Here is a 22,560-nt window from a genome sequence, read left to right as displayed (position 1 = left end):
TTGTAACTTTATTTTATAAGACGCCAAATTTACTCAAAATAGAGCGCTATTACAATTGATTTTTTCAGCTCCTATATCGCTTTACATCAAAACAACAAAATATTTCCAGCCCCCTATTAGAAATAGCAAACATCTATCACGGATCGATCTTACCTCAATACATTTACATCTTAGCGAATGTGATTAATATCTCTTTTAAAGCTAACCCTAATCACTAAAAAGTCAATTTATATTAGTAAATTTATTCTTTCTTACGATGTAGATAGTTAGCAGAAATATGATAAAGAAAATAATAGTCCCTACAGACTTTTCAGACAACGCTTTAAGCGCCACAAAATACGCGTGTAAGCTCGCCGTTCAAAACAATTATGCCGTTCACCTTTTCCATTGTTACACTTCTAACTCTGCTCTGTTTGAAGAAGAAAAGGAAAACAATGAAACCAATATACCTTTATTAAAGGCAGATATATTGATATTGGAGCTCAAAGAGCTTTTACAAAAAGAATACCCCTTGGTTAACTTTGAAACCACCTGCACCAGCGGCCTTATAGCGGAAGTCCTGCCAACCATTGCTGTGGCCCCTCAATACGCATTAATCGTTATGGGTACCACCGGCACTGGAAAAGGAAAATCTATCGTATGGGGCAGTAATACAAGTAGTATTACCACCAAAGCAAAGGTTCCGGTGATAGCCATACCCAATAACACAGATAGCTTCGCTTTACAGCATGTAGGAATGCTCACTAATTTCAAGGTAGAGGAATTAGATACTTTAAAAGAATACTTAACCTTAGTAGGCCCAATAGAAAACCTTGACATCATCCACGTTTTTAGAGATTCAAAAGACAGCAACGAAATTGAGCAACATCTAGACACATGGTCTTTTAACATCAAAAATTTAGATGGCACTGAAAATGTAAGGAGTCTGGCTCAACCTATACACATCGACGATGAAAATCTAGACAGCATCCCCGAGGTTATCAATCATATCATTAAAGAAAACAACTATGATATGCTTGTTGTTACAAAAACACGAAAATCATTCTTTGAACGACTTTTCAGAACATCGGTCTCGAAAGAAATTGTGCTTGATTTAGAACGTCCTACTTTTTTTGACAATAATTAACACTCAAATACCATGGTAAAAAAAATACTTATCCCAGTAGACTTTTCAGAATATTCAAATAAAGCCGTTGAATACGCGCTTCAGCTTTCTAAAATAACAAAACACGATTTCGTGTTGATTCATGTTTTTACAGACCACAGTAATGTATATCATAATTCGACAGAGGACATAAACCTTGTCGACCCAAGAGTAGGCTCTGCAAAGCGAGCGATGGAAAAACTAATCGCTGAATTAAATGAGAACGCACCAGATGTCTTGGTGAGCAGTATCTTTACGAACGGAAACCTTTATGAAGAAATAGGAAAAATAGTCTCCCCCGAAACCTACGATGCCATCATCATGGGGACCAAAGGCTCTTCTGGCCTGGACGCAATGTTAATCGGCTCCAACATGTTTGACGTATTCCTCAACACAAACACACCTGTACTAGCCATCCCATTTCAGGAAAAGAAATACAAAACTGAAAAAATAGGACTATTGTGCAATTTCAAAGATGGTGAAATCGCAGTTCTGAAACAAGCAACAGCACTTTACGGGACAAATTTCGAATTGGTATTAATACATATCAATACTTCTGATGATAGCATCAAAAATCTTGATAGCAAGTTCGGTCAATTTATCGATCGCATCATTGCTGAAACAGGTATTGACAATATCTCCTATATCATCAAAGCTCAAGCATTCTTTATCCAATATAAGGAAGACATTTCATCGGCAATAGATTCTGTAATCGCAGACGAGTTATTGGATGTTTTACTTGTCACCAAGAGTAAAAAAGGATTTTTAAGAAAAATAGTTGAAGAAAACATTGTTAAACGGATGGCCTATCAGATTCAAATCCCAAAATTCTTCGCGCGCTCCACTGCCTTGTAGATTTCAATCCACAAGGTCGCTATTTTAAAGTGAGCCACTTGTTCTTTGTCTATGGCAAAGCAGTAGTTTTACCCGATCATCTTTAAAAAATTAAATATGGAAAATAAAAATTTACGCAATTTATCATGGGTTATCGCAGCTGGATTAATCAGTAGCACATCTTACGGACAAACTTTAAACAACGCCAGCTCGACTCCGTTCGCAGGTTCATCCACCTACAAAACATGGTCAATAGGAGTAAATGCAGGTCTTTTAAACCAGACGAACTTATTTCACTTCAACCGCGAAGGCTTTGATAAAATGGACAACAATGTAGGATACAGCGTTTACATTAAGAAACATATTTCCCCATCCTTTGGCTTAAAAGCCCAATACTTAGGTGGTAAATTAGGTGGTACCAATGAGAATGCTTCAGGCAACCAATTCTCTAAGTTTGAGACAAAGACACCTTGGTCTGGAGCATTATCTGCGGAGTGGACCATGGCCAACACAGACTGGATGTTCTTAAACAATGTTATCAAACCCTATGCGGCAATTGGTTTGGGTGCCTTAAATTATGAAACCACTAATATAGCCAGCAATGCAACCTATATTTCCGATTCGAAGACAAAACTATACGTGCCTATAGATGCAGGTTTGAAATTTGCGGTCGCCAAAGGAATTAATCTAGACCTTGGTTATCAAATCAACTGGGCTAACAAAGATTTTAACGGTATCGTTTCAGGGGCTATTAAAGAGGATCTGTTCACTTACATGCATGCAGGTATCGAAATCGCTCTTGGCGGAAAAGAAAAACCATTTTTAGCGCAGAGTAACCCTGTGGCAACACTAGTGAATGATACAAACAAAAAATACGACGCTTTAAAGGCAGAAAAAGACGCTTTAGCAGCTTCAAATGCACAGCTAAAACTACAATTAGATGAACTTGCTGCCGATCTAAGAGATGATGATGGTGATGGTGTAGCTAATAAATTTGACAAATGTCCGAACACACCTACAGGTGTAAAAGTTGATGGTGCAGGCTGTACATTGCCTGAGATGAAAAATGAAACTAAGGTAATCGAGAAAATCATCGTAACCGAAGAAGACAGAAAGGTCGTTGATGAAGCCATCAAAAACCTAGAGTTTGACTTAGGTAAAGCTACTATACGTTCTACATCACATGCTTCGTTAAATCGCGTAGCTTCTTTATTAATTGAGAAGAACTTCAGTTTAAAATTAGCCGGTCATACCGACAATACCGGTTCTTTACAGACCAATTTACGTCTGTCCAAAGAACGTGCAGAATCAGTAAAAGCCTACTTGGTTTCTAAAGGCGCAAATGCCTCACGTATTGAAGCTGTTGGCTACGGTCCTAACCAACCGATAGCAACCAATGCTACAGCCGAAGGTCGTCAACAAAACCGCCGTGTAGAGTTCACGTTATTCTAATAGAAAAAGGGGCTTAGGCCCCCTTTTCTATTTCTTTCCGTAAAACAGAATGCTTCTTACCGTATAAAAAGTACACAGCGACGCCAATCAACATCCAGATACCCAAGCGCTCCCAACTTTCTAACGGCAATGAAGCCATCATCAACACACATACGATTATACCTAAAACTGGGATCAAAGGCACCAATGGTGTTTTGAACGGTCGCTCCACATCTGGATTACGTTTACGCATCACGATAACACCTATACATACAAGGGTAAAAGCGAACAAGGTTCCGATACTCACCATATGCCCTAATTCAGCTACAGGGACAAAACCCGCAAATAGACTAACAAAAACCATAAAAATAAGGTTTGTTTTCCAGGGCGTTTGACGTTTGGAAAGGTCTGAAAACGCCTTTGGCAATAACCCATCTTTACTCATAGAATAAAACACCCTACTCTGTCCTAATAACATCACAAGAATAACGGATGTATATCCAGCAATAATGGTCACAATCATTGCTGTATTTAAAAATGTATACCCTGTTTTGGCGAAAGCCGTTGCTACAGGTTTTGCATCTCCTTTAAAATCTGTATAATGTGCCAAACCCGTCATTACATAAGAAAACAGGACATATAATAATGTACAAATCAATAGCGATCCAATAATCCCGATGGGCATTCCTTTTTTGGGATTTATTGCTTCCTGCGCAGCCGTACTCACCGCATCAAAACCAACAAACGCAAAAAATAAAACTCCAGCCGCACGCAATACCCCTGATATCCCGAAATGGCCAAAATAGCCTTCTTTAAAAAAATCAAAAACTCCTATCTTTCCTTCTTTTAATAGCTCTTCTCCTTCATTCACAGGAATAAAAGGTGTATGATTTGCTGGATCTATAAATTGCCATCCTAATGCTATAAACAACACAACCACCGCTACTTTCAATACCACCAGAATATTATTTACAAAAGAAGACTCTTGTGTACCCCGAATCAAAAGCAAAGACAAAAGACATACGATGATTATTGCTGGCAAATTAACAATACCGCCAGAAAACACAGTTCCGTCCGCCAAGTGATGTTCTACCCAAGGAGAATACAACAATTCATTGGGCAGCGCCATGCCAAATATCTTAAGCAATTCATTAAAATACTGAGACCAACTGGCGGCAACTGTAGCTCCAGCCAACGCATATTCCAGCACAAGATCCCAACCGATAATCCAAGCCATAAACTCTCCCATCGTCGCATAGGAATAAGTATAAGCACTTCCTGCTACCGGAATCATAGAAGCAAACTCAGCGTAGCATAGTCCAGCAAAGGCACAACCAACAGCAGCGATAATAAAAGAAAGCATGACCGCTGGTCCTGCATTTTCTGCAGCAGCAATTCCGGTCAGCGAGAATAAACCTGCTCCTATTATCGCGCCAACCCCCAAAGCGACGAGTCCCGAACTGGATAGTGTTCTTTTTAACGTTCCTTCCCCGCTCTGCTCGGATTCCGCGACCAGCTTGTCTATTGATTTTTTGTACCACATAATTTAGTAAGTTAGTTTAAATGTTAACCCAAACCTAAAAAAAAAATGGCTATTTCCAATACACCTTCATTATTTTAAATTCAACAGGAAGATTCTCTTTTATTGACACAAAAAAGGGCAGTTCATTAAAATACAACCCATTACACACTAGGAATTATCAAATATTAATTGTACCTTTGCAGCGCCTTAGGCAATAGTGCCTATTGTATAATTTATTTCATGAACCCATTTTTAGAACTGGGAATCCGTGAGGAAGTTGTTAATGCCATCTCAGAATTAGGTTTCGAAAAACCTTCTGAAATTCAGGAAAAAGCCATTCCTGTATTATTGACTGGCAACGACGATTTTGTCGGATTAGCCCAAACCGGCACAGGTAAGACAGCGGCATTTGGTCTTCCATTATTAGAGCAATTAGACTTTTCTCAAAAACAACCGCAAGCCTTGGTACTTTGTCCAACGCGTGAGCTCTGTTTACAAATCTCTAAAGATTTAGAAAAATTTGCAAAATACATCGACAATGTACATGTTGTAGCTGTATACGGAGGAGCAAACATCTCTGACCAATTACGTCAGATCAGACGTGGTGTGCAGATTGTAGTAGCGACCCCTGGTCGTATGTTGGATATCATTGGCAGAAATGCAATTGATTTTTCACAAGTAAAATATGTTGTATTGGATGAAGCGGATGAGATGTTGAATATGGGCTTCAAAGAAGACATTAACAACATTTTGTCGGAGACACCAGATGACAAAAAAACATGGTTATTTTCAGCAACCATGCCAAAAGAAGTGCGTCGCATAGCTCAAAACTATATGACCGATCCGGTAGAAATGACTGTCGGAACGAAGAACACAGGTAATGCAAACATTGAGCATCATTACTACCTGATTAGAGCAAAAGATAAATACGCCGCTTTCAAGCGTATCGTAGACTCCAATCCTGAAATCTTCGGTATTGTTTTCTGTCGTACTAAAATCGAGACGCAAGAAATCGCTGAAGCTTTGATCAAAGATGGTTACAATGCGGATTCACTACACGGAGATTTATCTCAACAACAACGTGACAAGGTGATGAAACGTTACCGCGACCGCAGCTTGCAGTTATTGATCGCGACGGATGTTGCTGCTCGTGGTATTGATGTAAACAACATCACTCACGTTATCAACTTCTCTTTACCTGACGAAATAGAAAACTATACACACCGTTCAGGTCGTACAGCTCGTGCAGGAAAGACAGGTATTTCAATCTCTTTGATTAACATCAAAGAACAAAGTAAAATCCGTCAACTTGAGAAAGTGATCGGAAAAACTTTTGAACGTAAACAGGTACCTCAAGGGCCTGAAGTTGTTGAAAAACAACTTTTGACGATCATCAATAAAGTACAGAATGTTGAAGTAAATGAAGCTCAAATCAATCAATTCTTACCTGCTATTATGGAAGGTTTTGAATCGTTATCAAAAGAAGATATCGTAAAAAGATTTGCTTCATTAGAGTTTAATCGATTCCTTGAATACTACAACAATGCACCTGATCTAAACATCGATGCTCGTGAGAGTAGAGATGGAAGAGATCGTGACCGTGGTGAACGTGGTGACCGTGGAGATCGTGGTTCTCGTACAGGATCAAAAGGATACACCCGTTTATTTATGAACTTAGGTGCTGTTGACGAGTTCTCTCGTGGAGACATGTTAGGATTTATCTGTAACAACGCCAAGATATCTGGAAAATCAATCGGCAAGATTGATATGAAGGGCGTATTTACATTCTTCGAAGTTCAGGATGAAGAGGTAAATAAGGTGTTTGAAGGATTCAAAGCTGTTGATTTCAATGGGCGTCAAGTCCGTATCGAAGTTTCTGGGGATAGCCAATCGGATAGAGGTGGCCGTTCAAGAGGTGGAGATCGTCGCAATAGTGGCAGTAGCTACGGTGGTGGCGAACGCAGAGAGCGCGGAGGTTACGGTGGCGGTGAACGTCGCAGTGGCGGATATGCTGGCGGAAGTGGAAGAGGTGATCGTGGAGGAAACAGCGGTGGAGGATTCCGTGACTTCTCAGGCAAACGTCGTGAATCAAAAGGAAAATACTAATCTTCAAGATTATCGTTAATAAAAAAAGCCTCGTCCAAATGGATGAGGCTTTTTTTATTAACGACTAAAACGTCTTTTTAAATGTTCTCTACGAGACCTCCTTAGACGAGACCCTTTTACTGGATAGTGCCTATTTTTAGTAATATTATTAAACAGTAGCGCAACCAAGAAAAGTACTAAAGCCCCAGCAAATACCGGACACAACACATACCAATATCCTAGAGAAGTTATTTTTGTACCTCCTGAAACGGCAATTAATGCCGTCGCTCCTCCGGGAGGATGCAATGTACGGGTAATCTGCATGAAGACTATAGAAAAAGCTACAGCCAGTGGTGCCGTCAGCCAAATAATATTGGGAACCAATGTAGCCACCGTAACTCCAACTAGCGCTGATACGACATGCCCTCCTATCAAATTCCTTGGCTGGGCCAATGGACTTTGGATCGCTCCATACACCAGCACACTGGATGCGCCAAAAGAACCGATTAAAAAAACATTCTCCAATGAAGAAAGATGCAACGATTGAATATATGAAATAATTCCGATCCCTACAAAAGCGCCTACAAACGACCAGAAATGTTCACGACGGTCGATCAGTGTTTCCCGATACATGACATATCGATATTTTCTAAACTGCCGCTCTATCTTCCTTTTCAACATAAAAAAAACTCAATGTTAGATGGTTGAAAGGTTAAAAGGTTAAAAAAAATAAACGCTTTAACTACTTAACGATTTCAGTTCTAACTCTTCATTCCTAGTCTCTAACCCCTAGTTCCTAACTCCCTCTGCCGTATTGCTTCATAAATAACTATTGCCGCTGAGACCGAAACATTCAACGAGCCAATCTCCCCAAACATTGGGATCTTAGCAAGCTTATCTGAGATCCGGATTAATTCGTCCGAAACGCCAACATCTTCAGCTCCCATAATAATACAGGTTGGCACACTGTAATCAACATCATACACCGAGTCTTTGGTTTTCTCCGTACTGACTACCAACTGTATGCCTGATTCAATCAAAAAACGTCCGGTCTTACCTAAAGATTCTTGTCTACAGACCGGTATTTTGTATAACGCTCCGGCAGATGTCTTAATCGCATCAGGATTGATTTCAGCTGACCCTTTTTTGGGTACAATAATAGCATGTACACCGGCACATTCTGCTGTCCGGGCAATAGCGCCCATGTTACGAACATCCGTCACACCATCCAACATCAATAATAAGGGTGTCTCTCCTCTTTCGTAAATCTGCGGCAATAAATCTTCAATATTATGATATACTATCGGCGAGATAACAGCGATCACCCCTTGATGGTTCTTTCTAGTAATTCTGTTCAACTTCTCGATAGGAACCTGTTGGTAACCTAACCCATGCTCTTTCAGTATGGATTTCAATTCGAGAAAGAGGCTTCCGCTGATTCCGCGTTGTACAAAAAGAGATTCTATTTCCTTTCCACTGTCAATCGCTTCGATTACCGCACGGATACCAAAAACCATTTGGTTCGTCTCTCTTTTTTCGCCCCTATCGTGACGTTGGAAATTATTTTGCATGTTTTAAATTATCTGAAGATGAACTCGCAAAAGCTCGGTTAAAAAACAAAAATTAAAAACTAAAAAAACATTCATATCGAATGGCAAGAATATTACTTAACTAAGTCCCAGATTAAAAGTCTTCCTCAAGACCTCCAAGGCTGGATTTTTGGCAGCCATTACTTGATATTTTTCTTGAGCAGTGTAAGCTTTACGAATTACGGACTGCTCCAATTGAATGGTCACAATATCCAACGAGAAGTTTTGAAGCTCTGGACGCAGATAATTCAACATATCAATCTTACCTTCACGAAGTTGATCACTTTGAATCGCATTCTCCACATCGATCTCAATAATGTTTCCCTTCAATCTCGGAGGTGTCGACGTCATCAGTGTATAGATTGTAATGCGATTGTTGGTCTTCATTCTTTCAGCCAATTCATTCCATTTTCCAATGAACGTATTAAAATGTACCTCCCTAAATTCCGTTCCCTGCACAAGATCATTCTCCTGCTGCTCGTCAACAACCTTCTCCTCAAAGACCGTATTTAAGTTGGGCACCTCTACAGCAGATTTAAAATTTCCCCAACCCTTTCCTGAGGCAAAACTTTTCTTTTCCTCAACGACAGGCTTAGTTACCGGAATAGATGGTTTGGGAGCCTCCACAGGCGGTGCTGTATTTACCGTTACAGCAATGGGAGGACTAGCCACATTGGCCACCTGCTGTACTGGAGCAGTTACGGACTCAGGTTGTTTTTTTTTTTGATCGACCTGAGTCGATACACCATTTATTCCGAGCTGTATAGCGGCGGCTAGGTGGCACATCTTCAACAGGGCCAATTCTACCTGCAGTCGTTGGTTTTTACTGCTTTTATAACTGATCTCACATTGATTGGCTATGTTCAATGCAGACAACAGCAGTCCCGAACTAAGCGAAGAAGACTGTTCAAGGTATTTCTTTTTAATATTATCGCTTACCTCCAACAATTTTAATGTCTTAGGTTCTTTTGTGATCAATAAATTCCTAAAATGTCCTGATAACCCTGCGATAAAATGTCCACCGTCAAATCCACGGTTTAACACATTATCCAAGATCAATAGCGTTTCAGCGGCGTCCTCTTTAGCTATTGCATCGACGATATTAAAATAATAATCGTAGTCTAGAATATTTAAATTCTCTATGACCGCTTGATAAGTCAGATTACGGTTTGAAAAACTAACAATCTGATCAAACATGGATAGCGCATCACGCAACCCTCCATCCGCCTTTTGAGCAATAACATGAAGACCGTCTATTTCAAAAGTAATATCTTCCTTTGTCGCTATTGACCCCAGATGGCTTGCCATATCATCGACACGGATTCTATTAAAGTCAAAAATCTGACAACGAGACAGAATCGTAGGAAGTATCTTATGCTTCTCTGTCGTAGCCAATATAAAAATAGCATACGAAGGAGGTTCTTCTAATGTTTTCAAGAAAGCATTAAATGCCGCCTGTGATAACATATGAACCTCATCAATGATGTAAATCTTGTATTTTCCCGTCTGTGGCGGTATACGTACCTGATCGATCAGGTTACGGATATCATCTACCGAATTATTAGAAGCGGCATCCAGTTCGTGGATGCTAAAAGAAGTACCTCCTGCAAAGGACTTACAGCTTTCACATTCACCACATGCTTCTGTATTGGAGGAGATATTTTCACAGTTTATTGTTTTAGCTAATATACGTGCACAGGTCGTCTTTCCTACTCCTCTAGGACCACAAAACAAAAACGCCTGAGCCAGCTGATTACTATGAATCGCATTCTTTAGCGTATTTGTAATATGCAATTGTCCTACTACAGAGTCGAAGGTAACTGGGCGATATTTACGGGCTGAAACAATGAAATTATCCATTACTGCAAAGATATGGAATTAGAATTGAAAATCTATCTCCAAGGTTTGAAATTCGACGCGACCGGCTTCGTCAAATCAAACTCCACCGAAAATAAGCGATCCGAACCTATGCGCCTCAAATTGTACGTAAATTTCTTAGCATCAATAGTCACCCACCACACATTATACGCCGCATAATCGATAAGCTGTGCCGTCTCGGCATCTGCAGGAAACATTTGCATACCTGCCTGTCCTTCGTTAGGGGCAGTACCTCCATAATAAGTGACTTTATCCGGTGTACCATCGGACATTCTATGGTCATGCTTCAACTCGACACGATTATTACTCCATGAAAATATCCAGGTACGGGATTTATCTTCCCCGACGAAAAAAGGCACTTTCACTTCTCTATCCTCACAACTCATTACTTGCATCAGCAAGCGTTGCCCGGTAAATCCATCTCCATCCTTCCCTCCTGCTACAATAACTCCTTCATAGTATTTACCAAGATGTGGCTTAAAAGCTTCCATAAAAGCTTTAGAATTCGAAGTCTGTGCGTTGGCCCAGCTCATTGTTATGCTTATCAGCAGAAATAAGATCCCCTTCTTCATAAAAAATAACGTGGCCTTTACCACTTGTTTAAATAGCTACTACCGCAATATAAGATACTTTTCCGAGTTTCTGTCTTCTAAAATCAAGGCACGGTATTATTTGTCTTAACGGAGTGAAAAATAATATTATTTTTTTATTAACTTTATATTAAGCAAATGTTAACAAATGAAATCTACGGTTCGCTATATCCTGTTACTCTGCATAGGTCTTACCTATAGCAATGTGCTGTGGGCACAACAACTAGATACGATAGATTTCTTCAAAGAACCATTTGTTTTTGACAAATCAGAAACGCCGCAGATTCAGATTCAAGGAAAGACAACCGAAAAATCTATTCTGGATTTTTACAACGCGATTGATTCAGGCCCCTATACCCGGCTCATCAGTCAATTGGAAGCTTTTAAAACCGAAAAACGCTTAAACGACTGGCTATACTACCAGCTCGTACGAAAAGTATCAGAGTCGATCAGTCCAAAAGCGGACAACTATCACCGATATACTTTATACAAATGGTATCTGATGAACAAGTCGGGCTACGATGCAAGATTGGCCGTAGGCAATGATCAGATTATTTTCTACATTAAAAACAAAGAAGACATATCAGACATCCCTTTCTTTCTGGTAGATGGACAACAGTTTACCTGTCTCAATTATCACGATTATGGTAAGCTTTTCCGGCAATCTGACGCATATAGCCCTGTATCGATCTTCATACCAGGTGCTACCAAAGACTTTAGCTACAAGATAGCCGCTATGCCCGAATTTAAAGATGATTCTTATGCTGTCAAGAATGTAAATTTTCAGTACAAGGACAAAGTATACGAGTTTGATATCAAAGTGAATGACAATATAGCGAGTATTTTCAAAAACTATCCAGGCGTGGACTTCGAAACGTATTTCAATATTCCCCTCACCCAAGTAACTTATCAATCGCTGATACCGGTACTGAAAGAAAATGTAAAAGGAATGAATACGAAAGACGGGGTCGATTACCTAATGCGTTTTACACGATACGCATTTTTGTACGAGAATGACGATATCAACTTCGGTAAAGAAAAACGACTATCTCCAGAACAGACACTCTTGAACAACTACAGTGATTGTGACGATAGAGCTGCGCTATTTTTCTTTTTGGTAAAAGAGCTATACAACCTTCCTATGGTCGCCATACTGTATCCTACCCACATTACCATGGCAGTACAGTTTGAACAGAAGATAGGGACTGCTATCAAATACGAAGGACAGTATTTTTCCATCTGCGAACCTACCCCTCAAGGACAGAACCTAAATATTGGTGAAGTAGCAGATAAGTATAAGCACGAGAAATACGAGATCGTGTATCATTACAAACCAAGATAAGTTTTCTCTACCAGCACGCTATTTACTTTTAATCTAACTTCCCGAGATATACCGAATCGGACAGCTCGCCGGTATAGCTATTTTCAAAGCCTATATAGACATGCAGCCCCTCGCCACGCCAGTTAAGTAATTCTGATTGTAGGCGATACTCTCCTAGACAGGCAGGTACAATTGTACCCCGCATATCGGCCGACTCTTCCACATTCACTACCACCACATTCAATTTGACCCAATCCTGTAGGTCTTTTACTGGTGTCCAAGTGATATGGAGATGATCATCCATCAACTCCATCTGTGCATTCTCGGGCATGAATAGCGTCCCTCTGAATGGTTTAAACAATTCCGCTCTCACATAAGGCTCATTATTGGCATCGATAGCTATGCAATCTCTCCTCACATGGGATTGCGCTAGGTTAGCCGCATTTTTTGTGGGGTGATCTTTCAGCAAATTCTTATATCCATACTTCACGATCGGAAACAGATAAGTCAGAAAATCATTGGTGACCTTAGTCTTCTTTTGGTTCAGTAATTCGGCCTGACTCGGAGGAGTCTTCCGGGGCTTACGAGCGCCACGAACTACATTTTGTCCGTTCAACATATAAGCGAATACGCTACCAAACTTACCTCGAATAGTCCCGTTGGGGCCATCATTTAGAATTGCCATAGTGTCATTTTGTTGTTTACAGATTTAAAACAAGTTAGTATACTATTGATAACAAGTTATGTCTTAAAATGTTTTTTAATTAGTGTTAATATAGTTTTAATATAGCTATTGGCTATGTAAAGGCTATGCAAACCCTATATTAACACTAGCTAATTGATACCTTAATATATACCCTAATCCCTACAAGGTCTTAACGACATCCCTCGATTGACCAACAAAAAAGCCGTCTCAAAAGACGGCCGCGTCGATGATTATTTTTGTAATTTCACTGCATACAGATACAGCGGCTACTTAAAGCGAATCGTGTTTACCCTCCATGGCCAACTTGCACCACTTTAAGAATAACTTTCACACAGTAGGAGAATCCTTCCCCTCCTTTCTTTCAACTATGGGAGCCCGCAATATCAAGTGTATTATTTCTATTATTTCTAGGCCTTGTTTTACTAAGTTCATGTCAAAAAAACTTACTCAAAAAAAATACTCCTCACGATCAATTATCCAATAACATTGGAGTTTTATCTATAACAGATCCGAATGATCCTAACCTTGATCCAAACTGGGACTTTTCTGATCCCAATACGACAACAGCTAAAATATACTTTGGACAACGTATAAATGGCCAACCTGTAAATAGCACAGAAACCTTACTTCCTTGGTTCACTGCTGGAAACCCTATAAATAACGAGGATAATGATTACACTGCGAATTTAGGTTGGGTACTTTATCTCAAAGATTTTGGTACGCCTGAACGCCCAGCACAAACTCCATTTTTCGCATTATATAATATTTATTCTGGAGTAATACGATTTTTTGTTTACAATTATCGGGTCAGAAACCTTAATGAAGCATCCAAAACACACTACGTTGGTGAACTAGGATTTAACAATACTTCTAGCTATAATGCTTCACTCTCATTTTATGCTCCGGTTGACCAATTCACCAAAGATCGAGTCAACCCTAATAATAAGCAGATTGTTATGACAAAGAAGAATGCGTCGGATAGTTGGATCAATTTCGACTTTACGATGGTACACGATGTCGATCCTAAGGAACTGCGACTTAATGTGTACGGAACTAATGAGTCTGAAATTAATTTAGGCTCAGATTTTTCAACTCTCATTGCTAGATCCTCTATAAGTGCGTCAAGCAGTAGTACATCTGGATTTGCTCAAGCGATGCAAAAGGGATATGAGTATGCAAGCTCAACTCAAAGTTTTTTAGACGCTATTTCTAATCTGCAGAATAAAATAGGGACGACCAGTTCAAGCTCTGCCGCTAGCATTACGACAAATAATAATAGCTTCCCAATAAGCCAGCCTTCCCAAAATATTCAAGCAGAATTCAAAGCTGCTTCAGGAGTTATAACAATTGTTTCTGCTGCCGTTGGTGTAGTAAAAAGCGTTATTGGACTTGTCAAATCCTTTAGTGGAGGAAAAAAATCAAGTACAGCAACACAAACAACGATACAGTACTCCGGAATTGTAAATACGACCGGGACTGCAAATATTTCAAATAATCTATACAGCATACAATTCCATCAAAACTCGCAGGCTCCATTAATAGCTAACAGATATACACCACTTTATTCAGGAAAAATTGGAATATTGGGGGCAACAGATCAATTTTATCTTAACGCTTGGGACTTTTGGTACCCAGAATGTAACAGCCAACATCATAAAAAAGAGCTTTACTTTTTTAATTTCAACAGTAAATTTATATACGACCAACTCATTAGTGGAATTTATGACAACAGCAACTTAAATCAAAGAATATCGGTTCAAACTTATCAAGCATATCTTGTTAATAATACTATAGCCGAAAAAGGATATCAAACAGTAAGTGATGCTCCTGATTACAATACATACCGCAAGTACAATTTATTTAAGTTTTTGGAATATACGCCAGAAAGTGTAAACAACGGAGTAGGATTCAATACCGTACACACTACCCCAAAAAGTCTTTTCCACACACTTGACAATGATGAAGTAAGAATTGAATTTGGAAGCTATTATTTCGGTTACGGAGCCGGAGACTGGTCAAAGACATGGTTCATAAAAAATGAAAAATTTAACTATCCTAAGATTGCTATTGAAATACACTACAAAATCATCGACCCTAATTATCCACTAGAAGACTCACGAGAGCGCGTAATATATAAAGTAATTGAACCTATACTGGACTACAAACAGTTTTACACATCTCCAAGAACAGGCTGCCCTGTAATGTAGAAATCAGGAATCTCTCCCTATTATAACGGGGGAACCCCTTGAGATAACAAAAATTCGTTATAACAATTAGAGACCGATCAGATAAAATTACCTGATCGGTCTTTACATTTACAGTAATTCGTTAATAGCTTTCCAAAACTATAAAGTTGATCTCCATAAGAAAAACAACAAGCATATACACGGATTCTCCTTTTAAAAATTACCCCTATCCCAATACAAACTTGAAAACTGAGCGGTCACCATATCCAGCGTAGCTCAAGATATCTAAAAGACATATATTATACCTATACAGGATAAGACCGTTGTAAAAGAGAAGTCATACAGGAAAATGTCAGCATATTTCTAACTGTGAACTAACAATACAGATCAATATCGACAAGTAATGCTATCGGCGAATATAAAGTGCGATCTTCATATCGGACAAACCTCAATATTACGGGATGGACAGGTTCTTTTTTTAGTGACTGTTTAACTTAAACATATGATAACCTTGATAAAACGATAACAACACATTGATCAAATATTTTTACAAGCGAATACTTATAAATATACCTTTAGACATTATCGTTATTCAATTATAAATATGCAAAGAATTTTATGGGGCCTAGTCACAAATATTATTTTGCTGACACTAACTATATCTTGTAAAAAAGATACTCCAAAACAATCAGAACCTCTCCCAGATGCGATAGAAATCCTTCCCAATGAGCTGAGTATACAGCAAAGTTATCTTACGGGAGCACAGTTACAGCTATCACAGCACGGAAAGATCCTCGACCCCTCGTTGTTTGATTGGTCTTCGGTCGACGAACGGATCGCTACCGTGAGTAAAGAAGGTTGGGTGAAAGGATTGTGGGCAGGAGAAACGGTCGTCATAGCCAAATCGCGTGATGGTAAAGGTGAGACTAGATGTAAGGTAACGGTATGGGACAAGAAACTCTACAAATTCCGAATAACGCTCAGAGACAAAGGAAAATCTAACTATAATATAGGACGGCCTACAGAGTTTCTTTCAAAGCGATCGATTGAGCGAAGGGATCGACAAGGGATTTCAATTACAGAGACTGATCTACCTATTTCGCCAGACTATTTGAAACAACTGGAGCAGATCGGCGGTGTCGTAGTAGCGAAAAGTAAATGGTTGAACACCGTAGTTGTCCATTGCAACGATGTCCTCCTGATGGATAGGTACCGTAAACTTACGTTTGTGAAGGATGTGGAGGTGGTCTGGAGCCAATATAGCGAGAAGAATTTGCCTACTAGCGTACACACATCTACGGGACCTATCATACAGCAGAATACGGAATCATATTCTTTTGATCAAGATAAATATATGGCATCCTGGAATAATATTGTATTGAATAATGGCGGCGTATTACATCAAAAGGGGTTTAAGGGGGACAAAATCTCCATTGGTGTTATTGATGGAGGGTATGAAAAACTTGATATAAATCCATTATTTTCAAACAGCAAGATCAAGGAAGTCAAATCATTCATCTTTGAACAACCTGATCCCTACCTATTGGATAAGCACGGTGTTAATGTAGCAAGTTTGATGGCGGTTAACAAGCCTTCTGTATATATTGGTACCGCACCAGAGGCTGATTATTGGCTATTCAGCACAGATGATAAGGCTACAGAATTTCGGGTGGAAGAGGATTACTTGGTGAATGCATTGGAATACGCAGATAGCGTTGGTGTCAGTCTAGTAAATATATCGCTAAGTTATGACTATTTTGAAAGTTCTAACGAGGAATATACCTTTGAGGATACGGATGGAAAGACAGCCATATCTAGTCGTGCAGTAGATATAGCTTTTGAAAAAGGAATATTTATAGTCACCTCGGCCGGAAATAAATCAAGATGGGTATCTCCACCTTCTGATGCACGCTCTATATTAGCGGTGGGTGCGGTCAGCCATAACTCCGCAATAGCTGGATTCTCCTCTTTTGGTTTGACAAAAGACGGGCGTATCAAACCTGACGTGGTATCTCTTGGAACACCAGTTTATCTTGTCGAGCCTGATGGAAGTATATCTACCGATCGCTATGGGACTTCTTTTAGTACTCCAATTATGACGGGATTGATCGCTTGCTTGTGGCAAGCGTACCCAGAATTAAACAATAGGGAGTTGTATGACGTGATACTGAAATCTGCCGACAGATATTCTTTACCAATCCTTCCTTATGGGCATGGAATACCTGATATGCAATACGCTATGCTCCTAGCAAAACAGATTGTTGACAAAAAATAAGAAAAAAGAGATAGTCGATTTACCTAAATTTTTAGAATCAATGATATCAACACAAAATGATTTCCAAAACAACGCTCATCTTAGTCCCCATTTAATTGCTGAATCATATTATAATACCACATAATATCCTGTTCTACTATGTTGCTCGAACTTTTTTTAACAGAACGGAGCGATCCATCAAGATTATAATCAAAACGACTCTCTCCGATTTCACGAATACGTCCATTCAGATCGTAACTCACATGCTGTTCACCAAACTGCCGAACCTTATCATCTAAATTATACCCTATATCTTCTTTTCCAAATCTCCAAACGCGATCATGAATGTCATAGTCTATTTCAACTTCTCCGATCCGACGTATCTTATTATCTAGATTATAGTCTATATCAACATTTCCAAAACTTCTTATTTGTTCATCTAAATTATAGTCGATATGTATATCGTCGATTTCCCTCACTTTTCTCTCAAAATTATAGTCAACACTAATTTCTCCAAAGCGAACTAACAGTCCATCAAAATTGTAAGAGACATCCTTGTCTCCCACTTTTGATAAATGACCATCAAAATTGTATGAAAAATCAAGATCAGATGCGACCTTGGTGGTGACATAGAGCAGATCCCCCCTACTACTCAACATAAAAATTGCTAACCCTTTTTGCACAGTGATGAGTGGTTCCTTTTTGTATTTGGAAATAGATAATGCTTGAGCATATGCATTACCAGCTTGTAGACTAACAAGCAAAAACAATAAAACTAGTCTCAATGAATGTCTCATGGTATGATTTCATTATAGCCAAGATAAAAACAAAAAGGTCGACTCCATGAATCGACCTTTTGTATTTATTAAGAAACTATTGATTACAAACCAACAGTCCAACCTTTAGCCCACTCTGGCGTAGCTGTTCCGGCACCAGCACCTGTAGCGGTATTATCTTCTGTAAAAACAGCTAAAACATCAACTGCAGTACCATCAGTTTTCTTCCCTTTAGCTTTAGTACCCACATTGTCAAATTTCACACGGGTAGCTTTTAATGTTCCATCAAGAGCAGAAGTGATTGTTGCTTCGTTTTCTACATCAAATCCTGTGGTCCAATTTGACAAAACTAAATTATCAAACTTACCTTTAGTACCAACACGCAATTTCAATGCTTGCGGTTCTGCATTTTGTGATCCTAAACCAATTAATGTTAAATTCTTGATTGTTGGGTTAGAGATCGGACCAGCAACATGGTTATTCGAATTGTTATCCGCTTCAATTCCTCTGTTACCTCTACCTAAACCCGACTTACCGTACCAGTTTTCGTTTGTACCGTTCCACCCTTCTGTCCAGTCAAATAAATCATCCTCATTAGAAGTAGACACAAGATATTTTGTATTTACAGTACCACCGAACCACTCAAAACCATCATCAGAACCCTCGTGTACCTGAACATACTCAATCGTAGTACCATTACCTACGCCAAACATTGATAATCCATTAAATTCTTTATCACTATTATAAGAATAACCAGAATATTCAACACGCAAATACTTTACTGAGCCCGAATTATCATTTGCTACCGTACCTCCATAAGTTAAATCTGATACTTCAGCAGTGGCTGTAGTACCTTTATTTATAGGAGCTCTACCACAGATGACTAAGCCGCCCCAAGATTGAGGTGAAGTGACCTCTGCAGTCATCACAACAGGTTTTGCAGCGCTACCTTGAACATAGATCTGTCCCCCCTGAGCTACAGCGATATAACGAATTTCTTGTCCTGCTAAAAATTTTGTAGCTTCAATCTTCACACCTTCTTTAACCGTTAATTTAGCTCCGTCCTCAACGATTAATTTACCAGTTAATTTATATGTACCAGATTCCAAAACCACCTCTTGTCCCTTTGCGACTGTCCCCTTTAAGTTATTCCTATCTAAAGTAAATTTGTTCCCTAAATCTGGTTCTGGTGTAGAATCAGAACATGATGTAAAAGCTAAAGCTATAGCTAACATTGAAATGCCGATAAATTTGTTCGTCTTGCTTCTCATTTTATTTTATAATTTTTTATTTTCTGAAACACTTTTTATATTACAAAAGTTCCTTTTTAATATATCCTTGGTATTAACACCAGGTTATTTTTGTGTTAAGAAGTAATGGTGTTAAAACTGGTATTTTAATCCCAAACCAAAATTTACGCCTCGCTTGTAGGAAAGAACACGTTCAGGAGTTGGGATATTATGCTGCCATCTTTCAAACCTCGGGTTCAGTATATTTTTAACTGCCAAATCAACCCCGATACGTTTGGTTAGCTTACTACGCAATATAAAGTCTAGTCCACTAATTCCATTATCAACCAGATTACCTCTTTGCTCACTACCTATAGCGTACAATTTGTCAGAATAATAATTATAAACTACAGTCGCCACTAAATTAGCGTCATTTCTGAAACTCTTATGATACGTTATGTCCGCATTAATCAATATGTCTGAAGCACCAGTAAAGCCAGCTTCTAGGTCGGTTGTATTTATATTTAAAGTCCCGCCGGTTTCGAGTCTTACTTTCTCCGCATCAAACTTTTGATTTGTCTTCATTAAAGCGGTATTGAAGCCAACAGATAATTTATTAGTGTTTCCCCATTCAAAGACATCTTTCTTTGCCTCTATTTCAGCCCCGTACACATATCCATAATCTCCCGAGTTCACGTACGATATATCATTAGTAGATGAAGCGATATTTATCTCATTGATAGGATTTTTGATATACTTACCAAATATTGCAAATGATAATAATTCAGAGCTCTTAGGAAACATTTCCCATTTCAGATCTAGATTATAATTGTCGGAAGGATATAGATAAGGATTTCCTCGTTTATTGGTCATTACATCTTCATATACAAATAAAGCTCTTTCTTTAAATTGTGGTAATGTGTAGGTTTTACTAGCAGCCAAACGTAGATTTTGCTTCTTATTCAATTCGTATTTCAGAGACAGATTAGGTAATAAACCATTCTTCTTGAACTCATTGTCATCCCGACCGAAAGAGGTGTACCAATCAATGAACTGTCTAATGTTTTCATAACGTATACCGATTACCGATGTAAGTCGATCAGTAATCTTATAATCTAAACTTGCATATGCAGCATGAATATCCTGCTTACCGCTATAAGTCTGTGGCATTTCGCCAGCAAAGGCCCCAATAGTAAAATAATTGTTATTAAAGTTAGTTTTGTTAAAAAATGCATCAAGATTATTAGGGTCGACAGCCAGGCCTCTTTGGTCTGTAGCTATTGTGAAGTTAAACTGAATTGCCTCAAAATCACGTCTTTTAAATCTTCCATTGTATCCGACAGACAATTTACCCCTTCCTTCATCATCCAACTTATAAGTTGCGCCGACATTCGCTGCCAACTCATTCTCCTTTAAATTATCAAAATATCTGTTGTTATCAGTAGGCGTATTTGTTACAAACTGGTACCCGTCTGTGATACCTCTAAAAGTATTATGTATACGATCAGGTGTTTCACTTTTTACTGTGTTATAAGAAACACCCCAATTAACACCAAACTTTTCCGTCAAGTCATGATTTCCCAGTAACTGGTTGACAAACATTTTAGTTTGTGCGTATGTAGTCCTTTGGATCAATCCTCCTCCGTTTTCAGCCAAATCTTGTAAATAGCCTCTAAAATTTTCATTTGATTGTTGTGACATATTTGTGAAGAGAAAATTATAAGAAAGCTTATGCTTACTATTTATGATATAGCTTGCATTAAACATGCCATTCGAATTTGTCCTATAATCGTATCTCCGTTCGTATAAGTCCTTATTAGCAAACCCCTGCGCCCCGACAATCCTGTTCTCGCCTTCTCTAAACTCATAGTTATTCGAAAAATTAGCTGTTCCAAAAAGACTTAATCGCCCCTCTGTTCCTATAGCATATGAATCTCCAAAACGAACACCGAAATTAGCTGGAATCATTTTAACTTTCTTTGCGTTCATAGCATTAGAAAAGTTAAAGTTGTTGATTGGGTCTTTTGGCACCCCATAATTCGCGATTCCCCAATAATTTGGACCTTGTCCGAAATAGAAATTATCCGATTGCTTAAGCGCATTCGTATTTAACGTGCTTCCTATTGAAAGTTCGAACAGTCGATCTCCTTGAAAATTTTTAGAAGCTATATCAACATTAGCCCCTCCAAAATCTCCCGTCATTTTTGAGTTATATACCTTATCAACTGCAATAAAATCGACTATATCGGTACTGAACATCTCCAATGGAGTATTCTTTTTTTCGGGATCACTCGATGGTAAAGGTAAACCATTAAAGGTGGTACTATTATAACGGTCTCCCAACCCTCTTACATAGACTTGACTATTCCCTTCCTGTTTAGATACTCCGGACATTTTTGTAACAGCCCCCGCAGCATCAGACACCCCTTTACGTGATAGCTCCTGCGCACCGATCTTTTCTACAAATAGGTTAGCGTTTTTGCGTTCTTCTAATAAAGCAAACTCACTAGCCTGTACACGTCTACGAGTTACGACCACCTCATCTAGCGTCGATGATTCATTGACTAATACAACGCTCACCATCTCCCAGTTTTTAGCTTCTAGAACTACCGGCGTGGTTTCCTTATTATATCCTAAATAGCTACTTACTATTTTATATTCTCCTTTTTTGTTGACCGGGATAATAAATTCACCGTTAGCATTGGTCGAGGTCACTTTACTATTGTCCGACAGGGAAATACTGACCCCTGCGATAGGTTTCATCGTTTCTACGTCGATCACCTTACCGCGAATACCAAAAACAGATGAACTTGCTGAAACTCCATCTGCTATCGAGGCGCTATTTTTCTGCTGTGCGTTCAACGTATTGACCGTATCTTTTTTATTCGCCTCTTTTCCCAAGACATTTCCTTTGGTATCTGTCTTTTGTGCGAAAACAACAGAGCCTGCTACTACACCTAATACTAGCAAACCTGCCTTTTTAATGTTTAAATTTAGTTTCAACTTGAATTAATT

At 38.9% G+C, this 22,560-nt stretch carries 16 protein-coding genes; 7 read left to right on the top strand and 9 right to left on the bottom strand.

All coding sequences use genetic code 11. The features are described from left to right. Nucleotides 1-277 precede the first annotated feature (277 nt). The 3 genes from G7B18_RS18285 to G7B18_RS18275 all read left to right on the top strand — a co-directional run bounded on the left by G7B18_RS18285 (nucleotide 278) and on the right by G7B18_RS18275 (nucleotide 3,430). Nucleotides 278-1,126 (top strand): universal stress protein, encoded by an 849-nt coding sequence (locus tag G7B18_RS18285; RefSeq protein ID WP_164112945.1) that lies wholly within the window; start codon nucleotides 278-280, stop codon nucleotides 1,124-1,126. 12 nt (nucleotides 1,127-1,138) lie between these two features. Then, entirely contained in the window at nucleotides 1,139-1,999 is an 861-nt protein-coding gene (locus tag G7B18_RS18280; protein WP_164123697.1) for a universal stress protein, read from the top strand. A gap of 96 nt (nucleotides 2,000-2,095) precedes the next feature. After that, nucleotides 2,096-3,430 (top strand): OmpA family protein, encoded by a 1,335-nt coding sequence (locus tag G7B18_RS18275; RefSeq protein WP_164112943.1) that lies wholly within the window; start codon nucleotides 2,096-2,098, stop codon nucleotides 3,428-3,430. Between the two features lie 13 nt (nucleotides 3,431-3,443). Here the strand turns inward: G7B18_RS18275 and G7B18_RS18270 are convergent, their stop codons facing one another. Beyond that, entirely contained in the window at nucleotides 3,444-4,952 is a 1,509-nt protein-coding gene (locus tag G7B18_RS18270) for an amino acid permease (RefSeq protein ID WP_164112942.1), read from the bottom strand. A gap of 219 nt (nucleotides 4,953-5,171) precedes the next feature. Between G7B18_RS18270 and G7B18_RS18265 the strand changes: the two genes are divergently transcribed. After that, nucleotides 5,172-7,037: a DEAD/DEAH box helicase gene (locus G7B18_RS18265; protein ID WP_164123695.1), complete on the top strand. Its 1,866-nt coding sequence runs from the start codon at nucleotides 5,172-5,174 to the stop codon at nucleotides 7,035-7,037. A gap of 57 nt (nucleotides 7,038-7,094) precedes the next feature. On the opposite strand, the gene G7B18_RS18260 is transcribed toward G7B18_RS18265, so the two are convergent. The 4 genes from G7B18_RS18260 to G7B18_RS18245 all read right to left on the bottom strand — a co-directional run bounded on the left by G7B18_RS18260 (nucleotide 7,095) and on the right by G7B18_RS18245 (nucleotide 11,055). Then, on the bottom strand, nucleotides 7,095-7,697 hold the full coding sequence (locus G7B18_RS18260) for an HPP family protein (RefSeq protein ID WP_164112940.1): 603 nt from the start codon (nucleotides 7,695-7,697) through the stop codon (nucleotides 7,095-7,097). A 101-nt stretch (nucleotides 7,698-7,798) separates the two neighbouring features. Continuing rightward, nucleotides 7,799-8,587 carry a 23S rRNA (guanosine(2251)-2'-O)-methyltransferase RlmB gene (gene rlmB / locus G7B18_RS18255; RefSeq protein ID WP_164112939.1) on the bottom strand — a complete coding sequence of 263 codons (789 nt, stop codon included), beginning with the start codon at nucleotides 8,585-8,587 and terminating at the stop codon, nucleotides 7,799-7,801. Nucleotides 8,588-8,683: 96 nt separating this feature from the next. After that, on the bottom strand, nucleotides 8,684-10,465 hold the full coding sequence (locus tag G7B18_RS18250; protein WP_164112938.1) for a DNA polymerase III subunit gamma/tau: 1,782 nt from the start codon (nucleotides 10,463-10,465) through the stop codon (nucleotides 8,684-8,686). A 32-nt stretch (nucleotides 10,466-10,497) separates the two neighbouring features. Then, nucleotides 10,498-11,055, bottom strand: a complete 558-nt coding sequence (locus G7B18_RS18245; RefSeq protein ID WP_164112937.1) for a hypothetical protein — start codon at nucleotides 11,053-11,055, stop codon at nucleotides 10,498-10,500. A gap of 166 nt (nucleotides 11,056-11,221) precedes the next feature. On the opposite strand from G7B18_RS18245, the gene G7B18_RS18240 reads away from it, so the two are divergent. Beyond that, nucleotides 11,222-12,415, top strand: a complete 1,194-nt coding sequence (locus G7B18_RS18240; protein WP_164112936.1) for a hypothetical protein — start codon at nucleotides 11,222-11,224, stop codon at nucleotides 12,413-12,415. Between the two features lie 28 nt (nucleotides 12,416-12,443). Here the strand turns inward: G7B18_RS18240 and G7B18_RS18235 are convergent, their stop codons facing one another. Beyond that, nucleotides 12,444-13,079, bottom strand: coding sequence for a hypothetical protein (locus G7B18_RS18235; RefSeq protein ID WP_164112935.1), 636 nt, complete (start codon nucleotides 13,077-13,079; stop codon nucleotides 12,444-12,446). 977 nt (nucleotides 13,080-14,056) lie between these two features. Here G7B18_RS18235 and G7B18_RS18230 point away from each other — a divergent pair. Beyond that, complete coding sequence (locus tag G7B18_RS18230) at nucleotides 14,057-15,307, top strand: hypothetical protein (protein ID WP_164123693.1); 1,251 nt, start codon at nucleotides 14,057-14,059, stop codon at nucleotides 15,305-15,307. A gap of 583 nt (nucleotides 15,308-15,890) precedes the next feature. Then, nucleotides 15,891-17,561, top strand: coding sequence for a S8 family serine peptidase (locus G7B18_RS18225; RefSeq protein WP_164123690.1), 1,671 nt, complete (start codon nucleotides 15,891-15,893; stop codon nucleotides 17,559-17,561). Nucleotides 17,562-17,641: 80 nt separating this feature from the next. Here the strand turns inward: G7B18_RS18225 and G7B18_RS18220 are convergent, their stop codons facing one another. The 3 genes from G7B18_RS18220 to G7B18_RS18210 all read right to left on the bottom strand — a co-directional run bounded on the left by G7B18_RS18220 (nucleotide 17,642) and on the right by G7B18_RS18210 (nucleotide 22,548). Continuing rightward, nucleotides 17,642-18,337: a hypothetical protein gene (locus tag G7B18_RS18220; protein WP_164112930.1), complete on the bottom strand. Its 696-nt coding sequence runs from the start codon at nucleotides 18,335-18,337 to the stop codon at nucleotides 17,642-17,644. 83 nt (nucleotides 18,338-18,420) lie between these two features. Further along, a complete protein-coding gene (locus G7B18_RS18215) occupies nucleotides 18,421-19,587 on the bottom strand; it encodes a hypothetical protein (RefSeq protein WP_164123688.1) in 1,167 nt (388 codons plus the stop codon). A 111-nt stretch (nucleotides 19,588-19,698) separates the two neighbouring features. Then, a complete protein-coding gene (locus G7B18_RS18210) occupies nucleotides 19,699-22,548 on the bottom strand; it encodes a TonB-dependent receptor (protein WP_205600365.1) in 2,850 nt (949 codons plus the stop codon). Nucleotides 22,549-22,560: the final 12 nt, after the last annotated feature.

It is taken from the genome of Sphingobacterium sp. xlx-130 (assembly GCF_011007405.1).
GTDB lineage: Bacteria > Bacteroidota > Bacteroidia > Sphingobacteriales > Sphingobacteriaceae > Sphingobacterium > Sphingobacterium luzhongxinii.
The sequence above is the reverse complement of the archived record's forward strand: the minus strand, read 5'-3'. Positions and strand labels throughout refer to the sequence as shown.

Coding starts and splice junctions, on each gene's coding strand:
- G7B18_RS18285 (WP_164112945.1), top strand. CDS start 278: ATGATAAAGAAAATAATAGTCCCTACAGACTTTTCAGACAACGCTTTA.
- G7B18_RS18280 (WP_164123697.1), top strand. CDS start 1,139: ATGGTAAAAAAAATACTTATCCCAGTAGACTTTTCAGAATATTCAAAT.
- G7B18_RS18275 (WP_164112943.1), top strand. CDS start 2,096: ATGGAAAATAAAAATTTACGCAATTTATCATGGGTTATCGCAGCTGGA.
- G7B18_RS18270 (WP_164112942.1), bottom strand. CDS start 4,952: ATGTGGTACAAAAAATCAATAGACAAGCTGGTCGCGGAATCCGAGCAG.
- G7B18_RS18265 (WP_164123695.1), top strand. CDS start 5,172: ATGAACCCATTTTTAGAACTGGGAATCCGTGAGGAAGTTGTTAATGCC.
- G7B18_RS18260 (WP_164112940.1), bottom strand. CDS start 7,697: ATGTTGAAAAGGAAGATAGAGCGGCAGTTTAGAAAATATCGATATGTC.
- rlmB (WP_164112939.1), bottom strand. CDS start 8,587: ATGCAAAATAATTTCCAACGTCACGATAGGGGCGAAAAAAGAGAGACG.
- G7B18_RS18250 (WP_164112938.1), bottom strand. CDS start 10,465: ATGGATAATTTCATTGTTTCAGCCCGTAAATATCGCCCAGTTACCTTC.
- G7B18_RS18245 (WP_164112937.1), bottom strand. CDS start 11,055: ATGAAGAAGGGGATCTTATTTCTGCTGATAAGCATAACAATGAGCTGG.
- G7B18_RS18240 (WP_164112936.1), top strand. CDS start 11,222: ATGAAATCTACGGTTCGCTATATCCTGTTACTCTGCATAGGTCTTACC.
- G7B18_RS18235 (WP_164112935.1), bottom strand. CDS start 13,079: ATGGCAATTCTAAATGATGGCCCCAACGGGACTATTCGAGGTAAGTTT.
- G7B18_RS18230 (WP_164123693.1), top strand. CDS start 14,057: ATGACAAAGAAGAATGCGTCGGATAGTTGGATCAATTTCGACTTTACG.
- G7B18_RS18225 (WP_164123690.1), top strand. CDS start 15,891: ATGCAAAGAATTTTATGGGGCCTAGTCACAAATATTATTTTGCTGACA.
- G7B18_RS18220 (WP_164112930.1), bottom strand. CDS start 18,337: ATGAGACATTCATTGAGACTAGTTTTATTGTTTTTGCTTGTTAGTCTA.
- G7B18_RS18215 (WP_164123688.1), bottom strand. CDS start 19,587: ATGAGAAGCAAGACGAACAAATTTATCGGCATTTCAATGTTAGCTATA.